Annotated in this window: 18 protein-coding genes; 14 read left to right on the forward strand and 4 right to left on the reverse strand. The window is 68.5% G+C overall.

Annotated elements, in window-relative coordinates; all coding sequences use genetic code 11:
* Window positions 1-52 precede the first annotated feature (52 nt).
* The 7 genes from ACXU4B_RS01500 (at window position 53) to ACXU4B_RS01530 (ending at window position 7,616) form a co-directional block, all read left to right on the forward strand.
* Window positions 53-1,072, forward strand: a complete 1,020-nt coding sequence (locus tag ACXU4B_RS01500) for a 2-hydroxyacid dehydrogenase (RefSeq protein ID WP_131407091.1) — start codon at window positions 53-55, stop codon at window positions 1,070-1,072.
* A 121-nt stretch (window positions 1,073-1,193) separates the two neighbouring features.
* Window positions 1,194-2,222, forward strand: coding sequence for an aspartate-semialdehyde dehydrogenase (locus ACXU4B_RS01505; RefSeq protein WP_131407093.1), 1,029 nt, complete (start codon window positions 1,194-1,196; stop codon window positions 2,220-2,222).
* Window positions 2,222-2,512: a hypothetical protein gene (locus tag ACXU4B_RS01510; protein ID WP_131407095.1), complete on the forward strand. Its 291-nt coding sequence runs from the start codon at window positions 2,222-2,224 to the stop codon at window positions 2,510-2,512. Before ACXU4B_RS01505 ends, ACXU4B_RS01510 begins: the two co-directional genes overlap by 1 nt.
* Window positions 2,513-2,692: 180 nt before the next feature.
* The gene (locus tag ACXU4B_RS01515; RefSeq protein ID WP_131407097.1) at window positions 2,693-5,041 is read left to right on the forward strand and encodes a FimV/HubP family polar landmark protein; all 2,349 of its coding nucleotides are present in this window, start codon (window positions 2,693-2,695) and stop codon (window positions 5,039-5,041) included.
* Between the two features lie 108 nt (window positions 5,042-5,149).
* The gene (gene truA, locus ACXU4B_RS01520) at window positions 5,150-5,917 is read left to right on the forward strand and encodes a tRNA pseudouridine(38-40) synthase TruA (RefSeq protein WP_131407099.1); all 768 of its coding nucleotides are present in this window, start codon (window positions 5,150-5,152) and stop codon (window positions 5,915-5,917) included.
* Window positions 5,914-6,540 (forward strand): phosphoribosylanthranilate isomerase, encoded by a 627-nt coding sequence (locus tag ACXU4B_RS01525; protein WP_131407101.1) that lies wholly within the window; start codon window positions 5,914-5,916, stop codon window positions 6,538-6,540. Before truA ends, ACXU4B_RS01525 begins: the two co-directional genes overlap by 4 nt.
* Before the next feature lie 71 nt (window positions 6,541-6,611).
* The gene (locus ACXU4B_RS01530) at window positions 6,612-7,616 is read left to right on the forward strand and encodes a cupin-like domain-containing protein (protein ID WP_131407103.1); all 1,005 of its coding nucleotides are present in this window, start codon (window positions 6,612-6,614) and stop codon (window positions 7,614-7,616) included.
* Here ACXU4B_RS01530 and ACXU4B_RS01535 read toward each other — a convergent pair.
* The gene (locus tag ACXU4B_RS01535; RefSeq protein ID WP_131407105.1) at window positions 7,607-8,512 is read right to left on the reverse strand and encodes a LysR family transcriptional regulator; all 906 of its coding nucleotides are present in this window, start codon (window positions 8,510-8,512) and stop codon (window positions 7,607-7,609) included. The genes ACXU4B_RS01530 and ACXU4B_RS01535 overlap by 10 nt on opposite strands.
* A 119-nt stretch (window positions 8,513-8,631) precedes the next feature.
* Between ACXU4B_RS01535 and trpB the strand changes: the two genes are divergently transcribed.
* The 3 genes from trpB to accD are packed head-to-tail and all read left to right on the forward strand — an operon-like array spanning window position 8,632 to window position 11,565.
* Window positions 8,632-9,843, forward strand: coding sequence for a tryptophan synthase subunit beta (gene trpB, locus ACXU4B_RS01540; protein WP_131407107.1), 1,212 nt, complete (start codon window positions 8,632-8,634; stop codon window positions 9,841-9,843).
* Entirely contained in the window at window positions 9,840-10,640 is an 801-nt protein-coding gene (gene trpA / locus ACXU4B_RS01545; protein ID WP_131407109.1) for a tryptophan synthase subunit alpha, read from the forward strand. The genes trpB and trpA overlap by 4 nt, the downstream gene beginning before the upstream one ends.
* Window positions 10,641-10,692: 52 nt before the next feature.
* Window positions 10,693-11,565, forward strand: coding sequence for an acetyl-CoA carboxylase, carboxyltransferase subunit beta (gene accD / locus ACXU4B_RS01550; RefSeq protein WP_131407111.1), 873 nt, complete (start codon window positions 10,693-10,695; stop codon window positions 11,563-11,565).
* 590 nt (window positions 11,566-12,155) lie between these two features.
* Here accD and ACXU4B_RS01555 read toward each other — a convergent pair.
* Together ACXU4B_RS01555 and ACXU4B_RS01560 are read right to left on the reverse strand one after the other, a co-directional pair.
* Window positions 12,156-12,728: a phosphatase PAP2 family protein gene (locus ACXU4B_RS01555; protein WP_131407115.1), complete on the reverse strand. Its 573-nt coding sequence runs from the start codon at window positions 12,726-12,728 to the stop codon at window positions 12,156-12,158.
* The gene (locus tag ACXU4B_RS01560; RefSeq protein ID WP_131407117.1) at window positions 12,697-13,857 is read right to left on the reverse strand and encodes a glycosyltransferase family 4 protein; all 1,161 of its coding nucleotides are present in this window, start codon (window positions 13,855-13,857) and stop codon (window positions 12,697-12,699) included. The genes ACXU4B_RS01555 and ACXU4B_RS01560 overlap by 32 nt, the downstream gene beginning before the upstream one ends.
* A gap of 167 nt (window positions 13,858-14,024) precedes the next feature.
* Between ACXU4B_RS01560 and ACXU4B_RS01565 the strand changes: the two genes are divergently transcribed.
* Window positions 14,025-14,459, forward strand: coding sequence for a DUF4399 domain-containing protein (locus ACXU4B_RS01565; protein ID WP_131407120.1), 435 nt, complete (start codon window positions 14,025-14,027; stop codon window positions 14,457-14,459).
* A gap of 30 nt (window positions 14,460-14,489) precedes the next feature.
* Here the strand turns inward: ACXU4B_RS01565 and ACXU4B_RS01570 are convergent, their stop codons facing one another.
* Window positions 14,490-15,266, reverse strand: coding sequence for a transporter family protein (locus ACXU4B_RS01570; RefSeq protein ID WP_131407123.1), 777 nt, complete (start codon window positions 15,264-15,266; stop codon window positions 14,490-14,492).
* A gap of 68 nt (window positions 15,267-15,334) precedes the next feature.
* On the opposite strand from ACXU4B_RS01570, the gene gltX reads away from it, so the two are divergent.
* From gltX to ACXU4B_RS01585, 3 genes are read left to right on the forward strand one after another with little or no spacing between them, the layout of a single operon-like run.
* Window positions 15,335-16,735 carry a glutamate--tRNA ligase gene (gene gltX / locus ACXU4B_RS01575; protein WP_131407126.1) on the forward strand — a complete coding sequence of 467 codons (1,401 nt, stop codon included), beginning with the start codon at window positions 15,335-15,337 and terminating at the stop codon, window positions 16,733-16,735.
* A gap of 37 nt (window positions 16,736-16,772) precedes the next feature.
* The gene (locus ACXU4B_RS01580; protein WP_131407128.1) at window positions 16,773-17,057 is read left to right on the forward strand and encodes a hypothetical protein; all 285 of its coding nucleotides are present in this window, start codon (window positions 16,773-16,775) and stop codon (window positions 17,055-17,057) included.
* Window positions 17,058-17,082: 25 nt separating this feature from the next.
* Complete coding sequence (locus ACXU4B_RS01585) at window positions 17,083-17,589, forward strand: transcriptional repressor (protein WP_131407130.1); 507 nt, start codon at window positions 17,083-17,085, stop codon at window positions 17,587-17,589.
* Window positions 17,590-17,690: the final 101 nt, after the last annotated feature.

Consider the following 17,690-nt stretch of genomic DNA (forward strand, 5'->3'; position numbering starts at 1 on the left):
CAGGCGAGGCTGCCGCGACAGTTTTGCCCGCACAGAGGCGATGTTCGTAACGATGACCGCTAAACCGAAAGTCTGGGTTGCCCGTCCCCTGTTTCCCGATGTGCTGGCGCGACTGACCGAGTACTTCGACGTGCAGGCGGAGGCGGTGGAGCGTCCGCGCAGCCCCTCGGAACTGAAGGAACGCCTGGCCGGCGTCGATGCCGCCATCGTGGGACTGACCGACAAGGTGGACGCGGCGACGCTGGCGGGCAACCAGCGGCTCAGGGTCGTGGCCAACCTGGGCGTGGGCTTCAACAATCTCGATGTCGATGCGCTGACCCGCGCCGGCGTCCTGGCCAGCAATACGCCCGAAGTGCTCAACGAGAGCGTGGCGGACTATGCCTGGGCGCTGATGCTCGCCGCCGCCCGTCGCGTGGGGGCCGCCGAGCGCTGGCTGCGGGCGGGGCAGTGGGCCGGCAGCCAGATGCGCTTCGACGACTGGCTGGGCGTGGACGTGCATGGCCGCACGCTGGGCATTCTCGGCATGGGCCGCATCGGCCAGGCCATCGCGCGCCGCGCGGCCGGCTTCGACATGAAGGTGGTCTATCACAACCGCTCCCGCCTGGCCGAGCCGCTGGAGCGCGCGTGCGGCGCCACGCTGGTGTCCAAGCCCGAGTTGCTGCGCCTGGCCGACCACCTGGTGCTGGTGCTGCCCTACACCGCGGCCAACCGGCATGCCATCGGCGCGCCCGAGCTGGCGCAGATGAAGCCCTCGGCCGTGCTGGTGAACATCGCACGGGGCGGCATCGTCGACGACGCGGCCCTGGCGGCGGCGCTGCGTGAGGGCAGGCTGGCCGCGGCCGGCCTCGACGTGTTCGAGGGCGAGCCGGCCGTGCATCCGGGCCTGCTGGCGTTGGACAATGTGGTGCTGAGCCCGCATATCGCCAGCGCCAGCGAAGATACGCGCCGCGACATGGCCAACATCGCCGCGGACAATGTGATTGCAGCGCTGGGGTTTGGCGAGGCGGCCGGCAAGCCGCCCACGCCGCTCAATCCAGCCGTGATGGACGCCTGGGCCGCACGCAAAGCGTGATGACTTTCACGCCCGCGCGTGTCGCAGGTTGTTTTGCGCGCCACCCCGGCTAGATTTCCGCTGATGCGGAGATCGGCACCGCCGGGGCGGTTTTCCGAATCCTCCTACCTGATACCGGGACATGAGCAAGAAGAGCAGCTACAAGGTGGCAATGGTCGGCGCGACGGGCGCCGTGGGTGAGACCCTGCTGGCCATCCTGGCCGAGCGGGACTTTCCGGTCAGCGAACTGGTGCCCCTGGCGAGCGAGCGCTCGGCGGGCGACAAACTCGAGTTCGGTGGCAAACAGCTCACCGTGCGCAATCTTGCCGACTACGACTTCGACGGCGTCGACATTGCGTTCTTCTCCGCCGGCGGCTCGGTGAGCCGCGAGCACGCGCCGCGCGCGGCGGCGGCGGGTGCGGTGGTGATCGACAACACCTCCGAGTTCCGTTACCAGGACGACATCCCGCTGGTGGTGAGCGAAGTGAACCCTCACGCGATCGCCGACTACACGACGCGCGGCATCATCGCCAACCCCAACTGTTCGACCATGCAGATGCTGGTGGCGCTGGCGCCGATCCATCGCGCGGCGGGCATCGAGCGCATCAACGTGGCGACCTACCAGTCCGTGTCCGGCGCGGGGCGCAGCGGCATGGAAGAGCTGGGCCAGCAGACCGCCGCGATGCTGAGCTTCCAGGACGTCGAGCCGAAGAAATTCTCCAAGCAGATCGCCTTTAACGTCATTCCGCACATCGACGACTTCCAGCCCAACGGCTACACCAAGGAAGAGATGAAGATGGTGTGGGAGACGCGCAAGATCCTCGAGGACGCCACCATCCAGGTGAACCCGACCGCCGTGCGCGTGCCGGTGTTCTACGGCCACGCCGAGGCCGTGCACGTGGAAACGCGCGAGAAGATCGGTGCGGACGAAGCCCGTGCGTTGCTGGAGCAGGCCGAGGGCGTGGTGGTGATGGACGAACGCAAGGCCGGCGGCTACCCCACGCCGGTCGGCGACGCCGCGGGCAAGGACCCGGTCTTCGTCGGTCGCATCCGCGAGGATATTTCCCATGAACGTGGCCTCGATCTGTGGATCGTGGCCGACAACATCCGCAAGGGCGCGGCACTCAACGCCGTGCAGATCGCCGAATTGCTTATCAAGGATTACCTGTAATGAAAATCGTGCTGTCCGGGTTGGCGTTGTGCGTGTTGGCAGGAGTGGCGCCGGCTCGGGCGGCCGAGGTGCAGGTCACGGGGGACCAGGCCCGCGCGCAGGCGCAGATGGAGCACGCCATCGCCAAGCAGCAGGTCCAGGTCAGGCAGCTGCAGGGTGACGTGGCGCGGGAAGAGGCGCGCACGCACCAGGCCGACGAGAAGCTCAGGCAGCAGGACCAGGCGATTGCCGAGCTCGAGCAGCAGCTCAAGGCGCTCAAGGCGGCTCCGCAGGGTGGCGGGCACCCGTAGCGACGGGCAGGTCCACGGCGCCTTTGCAGGCAAGAACAAACCACAGCAAGATGGCGTAAGCATCGGCCGGCGCTATTGTTGATTGGCCGTTACCTAACTAAAGTGACCCCTCGTTCCGGGTGCTGCCGCCTTGCGGCAAGCCAACAAGAAACGTCACGGGGTCGTTCGGGGGAATACACGATGAATCGTTCGTTGAAACTGTCGGTGCTGTTGGCGCTCGCCTTGGGCAGCAGCCAGGCAGCGGCACTGGAGCTGGGGCAGATTCAGGTCAAGTCAGCGCTGGGCCAGCCCCTGCTGGCGGAAATACCGCTCAATCCGGCCAGCCCGGCCGAGCTGCAGGATCTCTCCGCGCGCCTCGCTTCGGCCGCAGACGCCGCCCAGGCGGGTGTCGCCGCCGGCCCGACGATTCCGCTGCAGTTCGCCGTGGTCGACGGTGGCAATGGCAAGAAGGTCATCCGCATCACCAGCAGCGCGCCGGTGAACGACCCCTACCTCGACCTGCTGGTCGAGGTGAACAACAGTACCGGCAAGAGCCTGCGCGAATTCACCATCCTGCTCGACCCGCCCAACAGCGCCGCCAGCGTCCCGGCCACCAGCGCCCCGGTGCAGGCGGCCGCCAAGCCGTCCCGCCGTGCGGCTGCCGCTGCCGCCGCGCCGGCCAGCAGCCAGAGCACGGCCGCCGCCCCGGCGCCGGCTCCGGCCCCCGCCGCGGAAGCGAAGCCGGCCAAGCCGGCCCCGGCGCCTGCGCCGCGCGTAGCGGCCGGCGGCAGCTTTGGCCCGGTCGAGCGCGGGCAGACGCTCTCGGCCATCGCACACCAGACGGCGCCGGACGGCGTCGACGTCAACCAGATGCTGCTGGCGCTGAAGCAGGCCAACCCGGACGCCTTCTACCGCGACAACATCAACGCCCTCAAGACGGGTGCCGTGCTGCGCGTGCCGTCGCGCGATGATGCGCAGGCGATGGCCGTCGCGGCGGCGGTGGCCGAAGTCCGCCGCCAGAACGGCGACTGGCGCTCGGGCGCCGCCCGCACGCCGACCACCGTGGCCGATGCGGCCACGCGCGCGAACGCCTCGTCGGCACCCACGGCGTCGGCTCCCGCCGGCGACCACCTGGCGCTCGTCCCGGCCAAGGAGGGCGCCGACAGCGCCGCCGGTCGTGGTGGCAAGGCCGAGAAGGCCGAAAAGGGCATGGCCGCGCTGCACGACGACCTGCTGCGCAGCCAGGAGGCGCTCACCACCCTGCAGCAGCAGGGCAACGAGCTCAAGACGCGCCTGAAGGACCTGGAAGACATCAACGGCAAGAACGAGCGCCTGCTTTCGCTCAAGGACAGCGAGATTGCCGAGCTGCAGCACAAGCTGGCCGAGGCCCGCAAGGCTGCCGCCGCCCCGGCCGAGGCGGGGGCCAAGCCCGCCCCTGCCGTGAGTGCACCGACCCATACCGCATCGACCCCCGCCACGGCCACCGAGAGCATGGCCAAGGCCGCCAGCTCGGCAGCCGCGCCGGCCCCGGCCGTCTCGGCGCCCACCGTTGCCGCCGCCGCCAGTGCCAGCGCCCCGGCGCACGCCAGCACGGCCGCCGCCGTTGCCAAGCCCCCGGTCGCGAAGCCTGCGGTCACGCCGGCCGCCAAGCCGGCGCCGGTGGCGGAAGAAGAGCCCTGGTACATGCAGACCTGGGCGTGGGGTGCCGGTGCCGGTGCCGCCGTGCTGTTGCTGCTGCTCGCCCTGCGTGGCCGTGGCCGCAAGCCGGCCGCCGTGGCCGGGTCCCCGTCACTGGCCGACCGCTTCGGTCCGGCGGCGCTGGCGAATGTGGGCAGCGAAGATCCGGACCAGGACGAACTGCTCGACCAGCTGGCCGAGCATCCGGATGACATCAACCTGCACCTGGAGCTGGTGAGCCTCTACTACAGCCGCCGCGACGTCGACCATTTCGAGGCCGCGGCCGAGGCCATGCACGCCCATATCGGCGACCCGCAGCAGCCGGAATGGCAGGACGTGGTGCACATGGGCGAGGACCTGGTGCCGGAGCATCCGCTGTTCGCCCACGGCGCGCCGCTGCCGCCGCGCGACGAGGACGAGCGCGAGGCGCTCGGTGATTTCGATCTGGGCCGCTATGCCGAAGATCGCGACGACCACGAACTGCCGCCGATTCCGTCGCAGCCCGCCAACACCCATCACAAGGTCAGTGAGTACCACTTCGACTTCGACCTGACGCCGCGCCCGGCCCAGGCGCATGACGCCGCGCCGGCGCATGCCTCGGCCGCCACGCTGGAGCAGGACGTCGAGGAAGAGGTCAAGACCCATGCCTCGACCTGGCAGTTCGCCGAGCCGGCGGATGACCTGGCCGCGGGTAGCGTGGCTCACGACGGCGAATTCAGCGACGACCCGGTCGACACCAAGCTCGACCTGGCGCGTGCCTACCTCGACATGGGCGATCCGGACGGTGCCCATGCGATGCTCGAGGAAGTGATGCACGAAGGCACGCAGATGCAGAAGGACGTGGCCAAGCGCCTGCTCGACAGCATCCGCTGACGCTCTTCGTCCGATCGACGCAGTTCCCACCCGGGCCGGCCTTGCCGGCCCGGGTTCGTTTGGGGCCTGCTACGCTGTGCGCCTCCATTTTTTGTGTCCGCTTTCTTCATGCGCATCGCCCTGGGTATCGAATACGACGGCACCGACTTCTTCGGCTGGCAGCGGCTGAGCCACGGTGACACCGTGCAGGGCGCGCTGGAGCAGGCGCTGTCGTTCGTTGCCGCGCAGCCGGTGGACGTGACCTGCGCGGGGCGCACCGATGCCGGCGTGCACGGCCGTTGCCAGGTCGTCCATTTCGACACCGAGGTGCAGCGCGACATGCGCAGCTGGGTCCTCGGCACCTGTTCCAACCTGCCGCCCAGCGTGGCGGTGCTGTGGGCGCAGCCGGTGGACGAGCGCTTCCATGCGCGTTTTTCCGCGCGCAGCCGGCGCTATCGCTACCGCATCCTCAATCGCCAGGTGCGCGCCGCGCTGGATGCCCGCTACGTCACCTGGGAGCGCCTGCCGCTGGATGCCGCACGCATGCACGAGGCGGCGCAGGTATTGATCGGCGAGCATGACTTCAGCGCATTCCGCGCCGTGTCCTGCCAGGCCGCGCATGCGCGACGCGAAGTGCTGGCGGTGAGCGTGCGCCGCGAGGACGAGCAGGTCGTCATCGAGATCGAGGCCAATGCCTTCCTGCATCACATGGTGCGCAATATCGTCGGCTCGCTGCTGCCGGTGGGGCGCGGCGAACAGCCGGTGTCGTGGATCGGCGAACTGCTGGCGGGGCGCAATCGCGAAGTCGCCGGTCCGACCGCGCTCGCCTCGGGGCTGACCTTCCTCGGCCCGCGCTACGAGTCGCGGTGGGGACTCCCCGCAGAGGTGAGCCAGTGACCCGCATCAAATGCTGCGGCATGACCCGGGTCGAGGACGCGCTGCTGGCGGCGGAGCTCGGCGTGGATGCCATCGGCATGGTCTTTACCGCGCGCAGCCGGCGTCGCCTGTCGCCCGAAACGGCGAGTGCCATCGCCCGCGCCTTGCCGCCGTTCGTCACCACGGTGGCGTTGTTCATGGATGACGAGGCGGCATTCGTGCAGGACGTCATCGACGCCGTGAAGCCGGACCTGCTGCAGTTCCATGGCGACGAGCAGGACGACTGGTGCGCGCAGTTCGGCCGACCCTACCTGAAGGCTATCGCGATGGGCGAGGGCGCGGCCGCGCTGCCTCGCCTGCGTGCGTTTCCCGGTGCGGCCGGCCTGCTGCTGGACGGCCATGGCCTCGGTGAGGCCGGTGGCACGGGCAGGGCCTTCGACTGGTCGCTGATGCCGGCGAAGCTGTCGCAGCCGTTGATCCTGGCGGGTGGCCTCACGGCATCGAATGTCGGCGAGGCGATCCGCATCGCGCGCCCGTGGGCGGTGGACGTTGCCAGCGGCATCGAGTCGGCCGCCGGGATCAAGGATGCGCAGAAGATGGCAGCCTTCGTGCACGCCGTGCGCGCCGCCGACGCGCGTCGATGAGCTGACGATGACGGCCTCGGGGCCGGCACGCTAGCATGGCCTGACGATCGCTCCCTGTGCCCGGGTCAGACATGCCAGCTTCCATGGAAGAGTTCAGTTACGACGGCCAGGCCGGCGCGCTGGACGACATCATTCGCCACGAACGCCCGCTGGTGATCCGGGGCCTGGTCAGGCAGTGGCCGGTGGTGCAGGCGGCGGCGGAATCGGATCGTGCCTTCGCCGCACGCCTGGCGGCGCTCGACAATGGCACGCCGGTCGACGCCCTGCTGATGCCACCCGAAGAAGAAGGCGTGATCGGCTATCGCGGCGACGTCGAGGCGTTCAACTTCAGCCGCCACCGCGTGACCGTCAGCCAGGGCCTGCAACGCTTGCTGCAGACCGCAGGACAGGCTGATGCGCCGGGCGTGGCCTTGCAGAGTGCAGCCGTGGAGGCGTGCCTGCCGGGATTTCCCGCCGACCACGCGATGCCCTTGCTCGATGCGTCGATCAAGCCGCGCGTGTGGCTGGGCAACCGGGTCACCACGCCTGCGCACTTCGACGAGTACCACAACGTCGCCTGCGTGGTGTGCGGGGCGCGGCGCTTCACCTTGTTTCCGCCGGAGCAGGTGCGCAACCTCTACATCGGTCCGCTGGATTTCGCGCCCACCGGAGCGGCCATCAGCATGGCGCGGCTCGACCGGCTCGATGACCCGCGTTTCCCGCGCCTGAAGCTCGCCATGGAGCATGCGCTGGTGGCGGACCTCGAACCGGGCGATGCCATCTATATCCCGCCGATGTGGTGGCACCACGTGGCTTCGCTGGGGCCGCTCAATGCGCTGGTGAATTACTGGTGGAAGCCCAGCCATGGCGCCGGCATGGTGCCGAACACGCGCCTGGGTGGACTGCTCCACTGCATCCTGCTGTTCAAGTCGCTGCCGCCGGCCGAGCGCGCCGCGTGGCGCGAGCTGCTCGACCACTACGTGTTTGCCGACGAAGACCCCGCCGCGCATATTCCGCCAGCGCGCCGCGGCTGGCTGGGCGAGCTCGACGCAGCGCAGTCGGCGAAGTTGCTGGAGCGGATCCGGCGTTACCTCTGAGCCTGCGCCGGGGCTTCGAATTCGCGCTTCAGCCACGCGGCCAGGGTGGCCGACCGCTCCGCCGGCAGGCGTGCCGGCGTGGCCAGCACCCATTGTGCGGCGGTGTCCTGGAAGCCCCAGGGCGCGATGAGGCGACCCGACGCCAGGTCATCGGCCACCAGATGGGCAGGAGCGATGGCGACGCCGCGGCCGGCCACCGCGGCTTCAAGCAGGTGATAGAGGTGCGGGTAACCGTGCGCCGGGTGCGTCGCGGGTTCCGCCAGTCCGGTGCTTTTGGCCCAGCTCGACCACGCCCCGGGACGGGACAGCGTGTGCAGCAGCGGCAGCTGCAGCAGCACCTCGGGTCCGCGGGCGGCCAGCCCATGCGCCTGTGCAAACGACGGGCTGACCACCGGTCCGACGCGTTCGCGCGCCAGCGGGTAGGCCTGCCAGGCCGCCGGCCACGGTGGCTCGCCGGCCAGCACTGCCGCATCCAGCCCCGCCAGGGCATCGTCGACCGGCGCCTCCTGCGGGCGCAGGTGCAGGGCCAGCCCGGGCAGGTCGGCGATGAGCCGCTCCAGTCGCGGGATCATCCAGCGCGCCAGCAGGCTCACCGGGCAGCCGAGCACGAAGGGAGCCCGGGATCCGTCCTGGCGCAGCTCGTCGCAGGCCTCGCGCAGCTGGGCGAACGCGGCCGTGCTGGTGTCGCGCAGGCGCTGCCCCGCGGGCGTCAGTGCCAGCCCCCGTCCCTGGCGCTGGAACAGGGCCAGGCCAAGCTCGTCCTCAAGTGCGCGAATGTGTCGACTCACGGCACCATGGGTGACATGCAGTTCGCGCGCTGCCTGGCTGACACTTCCCAGTCGGGCGGCCGCCTCGAAGGCATGCAGGGCGTTCAGCGAGGGTAGGGTGCGCGGCATGGATAGGTGAGTTTTCCTGACGTGTCATGGTCATCATATCGCTTTTGGAGCGGGCCTCGTTGGAGTAGCTTGGCGGGCGCATGGCGGAGGCCTTCCGCCGCTGGCTGACGAGTGGCTCGATGAGCAAGATCACCGATTTCAGCGCCTACCCCGACGAACACGGGCGCTTTGGCGACTACGGCGGCAGCTACGTGGCCGAGACCCTGATGGCGCCGCTGGCCGAGCTGACCGAGGCCTATCTGCGCCTGCGCCGGGATCCGGACTTCCTGGCCGAGCTGGATCGCGACCTGAAGTACTACGTCGGCCGTCCCAGTCCGGTGTACCACGCCGAGCGCCTGTCCCAGCACGTGGGCGGCGCGCGCATCCTGCTCAAGCGCGAGGACCTGAACCACACCGGCGCGCACAAGATCAACAACACCGTGGGCCAGGCGCTGGTGGCCCGGCGCATGGGCAAGCCGCGCATCATCGCCGAGACCGGCGCCGGCCAGCATGGCGTGGCGAGTGCCACGGTGGCGGCGCGCTTCGGGCTCAAGTGCGTGGTCTACATGGGCGCCGTCGACATCGAGCGGCAGAAGATCAACGTCTACCGCATGAAGCTGCTTGGCGCCGAGGTGGTGCCGGTGACATCCGGTTCGAAGACGCTGAAGGACGCGCTCAACGAGGCGATGCGCGACTGGGTCACCAACGTGGCCGACACCTTCTACATCATCGGCACCGTGGCCGGGCCGCACCCGTATCCGTTGATGGTGCGCGACTTCAACTCCATCGTCGGGCGCGAGGCGCGGCTGCAGGTGCGCGAACAGTTCGGCCGCCTGCCGGATGTGATCACCGCGTGCGTCGGCGGCGGTTCCAACGCGATCGGCCTGTTCCATGCGTTCCTCAACGACGAAGGCGTGCGCATCGTCGGCGCCGAAGCGGCGGGCGAGGGCATCGCGACGGGACACCACGCCGCGTCGCTGGCGGCCGGCCGGCCCGGCGTACTGCATGGCAACCGCACCTACGTGCTGTGCGACGACAACGGCCAGATCACCGAGACGCATTCGGTATCGGCGGGGCTCGACTACCCCGGCGTCGGCCCCGAGCATGCGTTCCTGAAGGATGCCGGCCGCGCGGAATACGTTGGCGTCACCGACGACGAGGCGCTGGAGGCGTTCCACCTGCTGGCGCGCACCGAGGGCATTCTCGCCGCGCTGGAGTCGAGCCATGCCGTGGCGCAGGCGATCAAGCTGGCGCGCGAGTATCCGAAGGACGCCCTGGTGCTGTGCAACCTCTCAGGTCGCGGCGACAAGGACGTGCATACGATCGCCGCGCGCGAAGGAGTGCAGGTATGAGCCGCATCGATCGCCGCTTCGCCCAGCTCAAGGCGGCCGGGCGCACGGGCCTGATTCCGTTCGTCACGGCGGGCGATCCGTCGCCGCAGCACGCCGTCGCGCTGATGCACGGGCTGGTGGCTGCAGGCGCCGACGTGATCGAACTGGGCGTTCCGTTTTCCGATCCGATGGCCGACGGTCCGGTGATCCAGCACGCCAGCGAACGCGCCATCGCGAAAGGCGTGGGCCTGGCCGACGTGCTGGGCTGGGTGGCGCAGTTTCGCCAGCGCGACGCGGACACGCCGGTCGTCCTGATGGGCTACCTCAATCCCATCGAGATCCATGGCTACGGCAACTTCGCCGCCGAGGCGGTGCAGGCCGGCGTGGATGGCGTGCTGGTGGTCGATTGCCCGCTGGAGGAGTCGGCCGTGCTGCAGCCGCTGCGGGATGCCGGGCTGCAGCAGATCCTGCTGGCGGCGCCCACCACCGCACCCGCGCGTATGGTGCAGTTGTGCGGGTCGGCGCAGGGTTTCCTGTACTATGTCTCGTTCGCCGGCATCACGGGCGCGGCACGATTGAGCACCAGCGACATCGCCGCGCGCGTGGCCGATATCCGGGCAAGCTCGAGGGCGCCGGTGGCCGTGGGTTTCGGCGTGCGCGATGCGCAGTCGGCCCGGGCCATCGCCGGCTTCGCGGATGCGGTGGTGATCGGCAGCGCCCTGGTGGAGCGGCTGGCGGGTGCGGACGATGTCGACGACATCACCGCGCGGGCCAGCGCCTTCCTGGCGCCGATCCGCGCCGCGCTGGATGCGCATTGAGGACACGTCGCGTCTGACGCGGCGTCGCGTCATGAACGTTTGAGGTGTTGCGATGAACTGGCTCCAGAAAATCATGACTCCGCGTGCCCGCACGCAGGGCAACGGCATCGCCGGCAAGGGCAAGGTGCCAGAGGGCGTGTGGGAGAAGTGCGGCGGTTGCGGCACGGTGCTGTACCGGCCGGAACTGGAACGCAACCTGATGGTTTGCCCCAAGTGCGGCCATCACCACAATATCGATGCGCGCGCGCGCCTGGATTCGCTGCTGGACCCGGGTTCCGCGCAGGAACTGTGGGCGAGCATGGAACCGAGCGACCCGCTCAAGTTCCGTGATTCGAAGAAGTACCGCGACCGCATCGTGGCGGCACAGAAGTCCACCGGCGAAAAAGACGCGCTGATCGCCATGAGCGGTCGCCTGAAGGGCCGCCCGCTGATGGCCGTGGCGTTCGAGTTCTCCTACATGGGCGGCTCGATGGGTTCGGTGGTGGGCGAGAAGTTCACCCGCGCCGCCGAGCGCGCGCTGGCCGATCGCAGCGCCCTGGTGTGTTTCTCCGCCACGGGCGGCGCCCGCATGCAGGAATCCCTGTTCTCGCTGATGCAGATGGCCAAGACCTCGGCTGCGCTGGCGCGCATGCGCGATGCCGGCGTGCCGTATATCAGCGTGCTGACCCACCCGACCACCGGCGGCGTGTCGGCGAGCCTGGGCATGCTGGGTGACATCAACGTGGGCGAGCCGAAGGCACTGATCGGCTTCGCCGGTCCGCGCGTGATCGAGCAGACCGTGCGCGAGACGTTGCCGGAAGGCTTCCAGCGTTCCGAGTTCCTCGTCGACCACGGCGCGATCGACCTCATCATTGATCGCCGCGAAATGCGCGACAAGCTGGCCGACCTGCTCGGCATCATGATGAAGGCGCCGCGCGCGGCCTGATCGCCATCGCACCGGTTGCACGAACGCGAACAGCGCCTCGCCCAGCGAGGCGTTTTTTTTTGCCTCGCATGGCAGTTGTCCACAGCGCGTGTGGATGCGGGTCGGGTTAGCCTGTGGAAAAGTGCGCATCGCGTCTTTGCCAACAAACACTTGGTACACCGTGCTGAGCTTTTGACCAGGGCGCCGCGCGGGTCGTGCAGTTTTCCACAGCGATGGTGGATGTCCTCCGTACAAGCCTGTGGACAAGCGCGATTCACTGCTTTGGCGACAAGCACTTGTCACGCCGTGCGCAGCTTTTGGCCATCGTGCGCCACTGCCTGCATGTACGTTGTCCACAGCGGCTGTGGATGCAGCACGAACAAAGCTGTGGAAAACCATCGCAACTGCTTGTTGCTGCATGCCATTGCGACGCCGTGGCGAAGGATTGCGCAGCGCGCGCAACGCGGTGACAGCGCGGCACCTGCGCGGTTTTCCACAGAGAGTGTGGATGCCTGCGGGAAAAGCTTGTGGATAGGTGGGCTATCCGCTTGAGCGCAAAGAGGTTGCGACGCGTTGCGGAAGGAATGCGCAATGCGTGCCCGGGTCGCCCCTCAGCCGATCCATGCGTGCAGCGGCAGCAGCCACAGGGAAAGTGCGCCCAGTGCCGTGCCGATGACCGTGGCCGCGATGACGTCGCTGGGATAATGCAGGCCGAGGATCACGCGCGAGGCGCCCACCAGGGTGGTGAAGCCGAGCAGCAGCGGCGCGAGCAGCGGATACCAGGCGAGTGCGACGACGGTGAAGCTCACCGCCTGCAGGGTATGGCCGGAAGGGAAGCTGAACTCGTCCAGCGGCGGCACGTGGGCAATCACGCCGGGGCAGGCGCGGAACGGGCGTGGCCGGCGGGTCCAGCGCTTGAGCAGGCGATACAGCAGCAGCGCAGTGAGTCCGGTCACGGCCATCTGCGCCGCGGCGAGCAGGCCGCGACGACCATCGATGAGCGCGAGCGCCAGCATCAGCGCATACCAGAACACGCCGTCGCCGAGGCGACTGATGACGCCGAAGAATGCACCGACGGCGCGCCGCGTGCCCCAGCGATTGGCCGCGACGCACATGCGGCGGTCAATCGCGAACCTGGGGGCGGCGGGAAGTTCAGGCGTGTGCAGCGGCGGCATCGCGTTCATGCACGTTCTCCTCGGCCAGTTCACGCAACAGGTGCTCGAATTCGCGGATGACGGCGTCCGGCGAAAGATTGGCGATGCTTGCGTGCGCGGCGCGGCCCATGTGGCGAATCAGGCTCGCGTTGCAGGCCAGCGTGGTCGCCGATTCGATGAAGGCCTTCTCGTCGCCCGGGCTGATGCAGTAGCCGTTGTGGCCATTGCGCAGGTGCTCGCGTGCGGCGCCTTCCTTGTAAGCCACCACCGGCAGGCCGGAGGCGAGGGCTTCGAGAATGACGTTGCCGAAGGTTTCACTGAGGCTGGGAAAAGGAAACAGGTCGGCGCTGGCGTAGTGCTGCGCCAGCGACTCGCCGCGCTGCATGCCGGCGAAGATGAAGTCCGCATTGGCGGCCTGCAGCGCCGCGCGCGCCGGACCATCGCCGACCCATACGTAGCGCGCGTTCGGCACGTGGCGCTGGATGGCGCGGAAGCTGCGCACTGCCAGGTCGAGATTCTTCTCCGGCGCGATGCGGCCCACGTACAGCACGACGGGCGTGTTGCCATCGACACCCCAGCGTTCGCGCAGGCTGGCAAGCCGGTGGCGCGGATGGAACAGCTGCGTGTCGACGGCGCGGCGGAGCAGGCGCGCGGTTTCGACGCCGAGTGCGGACAACTCTTGCGCGAGCGCATCGGTGGGCACCAGCGTGGCCGCCGCGCGGCGGTGGAAGCGACGCAGGTAGTTGCGCACGACCGGGGTGAGGAAGCCGATGCCGTAGTGGTCGGCGTAGGTGTCGAAGCGGGTATGGAAGCCGGTGGCCGTGGGTATGCCCAGGTGCTTCGCGGCGCGCACGGCGGACCAGCCCAGCGGGCCCTCGGTCGCCACGTAGATCGCATCGGGTCGCAGGCGCTTCCAGCGCTCCCGCAGCGTACCGCCCGCAGGGAGCCCGAAGCGAAGCCCCGGGTAGCGCGGCAACGATGCACCGCGTACCTCGAGGGCGACGATGCCCGGTTCGTCATTGAAGGGTTGCTGCTGGCGGGGGCGAATCAGGTCGACCGTGTGCCCCTGTGACGCCAGTCCGGCGGCGAGGCTGTGCACGGTCAGTGCCACGCCATTGATTTCGGGTGGATAGGTTTCGCTGACAATGCCGATGCGCACTAGAACATACCGTTGGCTGGCCCGGAGCAGGTTCCACCCGTGGCGTTGCGGCGGCATGGCGTGTATGTGACGTCCTCGTGACGCGCGCCGGGCGCCGGCCGAGCGCGAAGCCATGCCGGAGTTTTCGCGAGTACACTGGATGGACCTTTCACCGTGGAGACACGCCGATGAAACGCATCCTGCTTGCCCTCGCACTCGCTACCCTGACCGGCAGTGCATTCGCTGCCGATGCGCCGGCGCTGCCGACGACGAAGGCGCCCGCGGGCGCCGAGGTCTACATCGTTTCGCCCAAGGACGGCGCCACGGTCGGCCCGGACGTCACCGTGGTGTTCGGCCTCAAGGGCATGGGCGTGGCACCGGCCGGGGTGAAGAAGGAAGGCACCGGCCATCACCATCTGCTGGTCGACGTGAAAGAGTTGCCCGCCGCCAGCCAGCCGATCCCGAAGGACGAACAGCATCTGCACTTCGGCAACGGCCAGACCGAAACGACAGTGAAGCTGACGCCGGGCACGCACACGCTGCAACTGGAGCTGGCGGACGAAAACCACATTCCGTTCGATCCGCCGCTGGTGTCCCGGCAGATCACCGTGCACGTCAAGTAGCGGCGTGCCTCGGCCATGGTCCCGAACGGATCAGTGGCCGAGGAACACCGAGACGCCCACGCTGGCCATCCATTGCTGGGCATGTCCGCCGAGGCGGTGCCGCAGGCCGCCATCGAGCTGCACGCGCTGGCTGACCATCCACGCCAGCCCGGCGCCCGCCTCGGTGCCGCTGCCAGCGCCGGGTAGGCGTACCCAGGCGGCCTCGACATAAGCGGTGACGCTCTTGTTGAGCTGGTGGTTCTCGTTGAGCGCCACCGTCAGCTGGTCCTGGCCAGCGGTGCGCACGTCTTCCAGGTAAGTACCCACCGTGTCGGCGTCGGCCACCTGCCAGTTCAGGTCGGCGCCAAGCAAGTATTGCCGGCGATCGCTGCGCACGCCCTGCGCGCCATCGGTGAATTCCACGCTGCCCAGCAGGCCCCAGGTGAAGAAGTCACCGGGTTTTGAAGGCGCGTACTTGAGCGCCAGGATGGTGTCGCCATGGCCATGGCTCCAGGCGTCCGTGCCCTGGCCTTGCTGATGGATGGCATTGAACGGCGAGGTGCCCAGCTGCGCTTCGAAAGGGCCGCCGATGCCGAGCCGGATCAGGCTGTCCGTGGTGTATTGCGACTGCACCATGCCGCCTTGCGTATCACGCGTCCACGTGGGCAAGCCCTGTTCGATGGTGACCTGGCCCGGGTCCAGCACGGCTGGCGTGAATCCCAGGCCTGGCCGGTCATAGCCCGGGTTGTCCGCATGGCAGGGCAGGGCAAGCGCCAGGCAGCCCAGGGCCGCCAGCGCACGACCTGCCGCCCTGGCAGGGTGAAGCATGCATCGGCGGATGACTCCGTATCGGCTAAAATCGTTCACTTCCCTTGAGTCCTTGTCGAAAGCATCCCATGACCGTCCGCACCCGTTTCGCTCCCAGCCCCACCGGTTTCCTGCATATCGGCGGCGCCCGCACGGCGCTGTACTGCTGGCTGGAAGCGCGCCGTCGCGGCGGGCAGTTCGTGTTGCGCATCGAGGATACCGATCGTGAGCGCTCTACCGAAGAGGCCGTGCAGGCCATTCTCGACGGCATGCAGTGGCTGGGCCTCAACCACGACGACGGCCCGATCTACCAGACCGCGCGCCTGGAGCGCTACAAGCAGGTGGCCGACGAGCTGCTGAAGGCGGGCCTGGCGTACTACGCGTACGAATCCAAGGACGAGATCGAGGCCATGCGCGAGGCTGCGTATGCCAAGGGCGAGAAGCCGCGCTACAACGGCTACTACCGCGACCGCAACGAGCCCTATCGCGACGATCCGAACCGCGTCATGCGCTTCAAGAATCCGCTGGAAGGCACGGTGGTCTTCGATGACAAGGTGAAGGGTCGCATCGAATGGGCCAATGCCGAACTCGATGACCTGGTGATCTTCCGCTCCGACGGCTGGCCGACCTACAACTTCGCCGTGGTGGTCGACGACATCGACATGGGCATCACCGAGGTGATCCGCGGCGACGACCACGTCAACAATACGCCGCGCCAGATCAACATCTACAAGGCGCTTGGCAAGCCGGTGCCGGAGTTTGCGCACCTGCCGATGATCCTTGGCCCCGATGGGCAGAAGCTCAGCAAGCGCCATGGCGCGGTGAGCGTCATGCAGTATCGCGACGACGGCTTCCTGCCGCACGCGCTGCTCAACTATCTCGTGCGCCTGGGCTGGTCGCATGGCGACCAGGAGATCTTCTCGGAAGAGGAGATGGTGCGCCTGTTCGACATCAGCGACGTCAACAAGGCGGCGTCGCGCTTCGACGTCACCAAGCTGTCCTGGCTCAACCAGCATTACCTCAAGTCGGAAGATCCGGCCGCCATCGCGCCGGAATTCGAGTGGCACCTCACCCAGGCCGGCATCGATTTCAGCCAGGGACCGCGGCCCGCCGACGTCATCGTCGCGCTGCGCGACCGCGTGCAGACGCTGAAGGAAATGGCCGAGCGCGCGAAGATCTGGTACGGGCCGATCACCGAATGGGACGACAAGGCGGTGGCCAAGCACCTGCAGAACGACGGTGCCGTGGCCGTGCTGCATGAAGCGAGGGCACGCTTCGCCGCGAGCGAGTGGACGCCTGAAGCCATCCATCTGGCGGTGGAGCAGATGGCTGCCGCGCTCGAACTGGGCATGGGCAAGATCGCCCAGCCGTTGCGCGTGGCGATGACCGGCACGCAGGTGTCGCCGTCGATCGACCACACGGTATTCCTCGCGGGCCGGGCCGAGGCCCTGCGTCGCATCGACGACGCCATCGCGCGGGCCCGGGGCTGAGGCTCCGCCCCCGTGCCGGCGGCGCGCAGGAATGGGCATGGATGAGTTGCTGGCCAAGGCGACCCAGGGCGTCGATCCGGACGCCCCGGACGCGTTCCTGCACATCTTCCTGAACCTGCTGGCGCTGGTGCCATGGACGACCCTGTTCTGGTGGAACGTGGTGTTCGTGGCGGTCGGCGCGCTGCTCGGCTGGTGGCGCGGGCGTACGGTGGCCGGCCTGGCCTGGTCGGCTGCGCTCGGTCCGATCGGCTGGATCGTGATCCTCGTGCAGCCGCGGCCGAAGCGAGGCGCGTTGCCACCGCCGCTGCCGCCGGGGCGCTGAGCCGGGCTGGCCCCGGTGGCGGTGTATGATCGGCAGCGAGGTGAAAGCTTTGACCGAAACCGTCTTCAAGCCGCATGTGCACCACCACCATCACGACGATGCCAGGAGCTTCGTGCGTGCGGTGGAACATGCCAGCGAGGAACGCGGACTGCGCCTCACGCCGCTGCGCAAGGAAGTGCTGGAGCTCGTCGCGGCCGCCGGCAAGCCGGTCAAGGCCTACGACCTGCTCGACCAGCTGCGCGAGCGCCACGGCAATGCGGCGCCGCCCACGGTGTACCGCGCGCTCGATTTCCTGCTCGAGCACGGCTTCATCCACAAGCTCGAGTCCATCAATGCCTTCGTCTCCTGCCATCACCCGGCCGAGGCGCACCAGGTGCCGTTCCTGATCTGCGACAACTGCTCCAGCGCCCAGGAAGTGTGCGACGAGCGCGTGGCCGAGCTGATCGAGGCCCAGGCCAGGGCCTTCGGTTTCCGGCCCCAGGCGCAGACCCTGGAAGTCCACGGCCTCTGCAAGAACTGCCGGAAAGCCTGACGGGCAGCCCGCGGGCTGCCCCGGTCGGGGTCGTTTGCGCCAGGGGCGTTATAATGTAACATGTCGCTTCCGGGGCTGACCCAGCCCGACCTGCGATGCGC

It is taken from the genome of Dyella soli, from assembly GCF_054482295.1.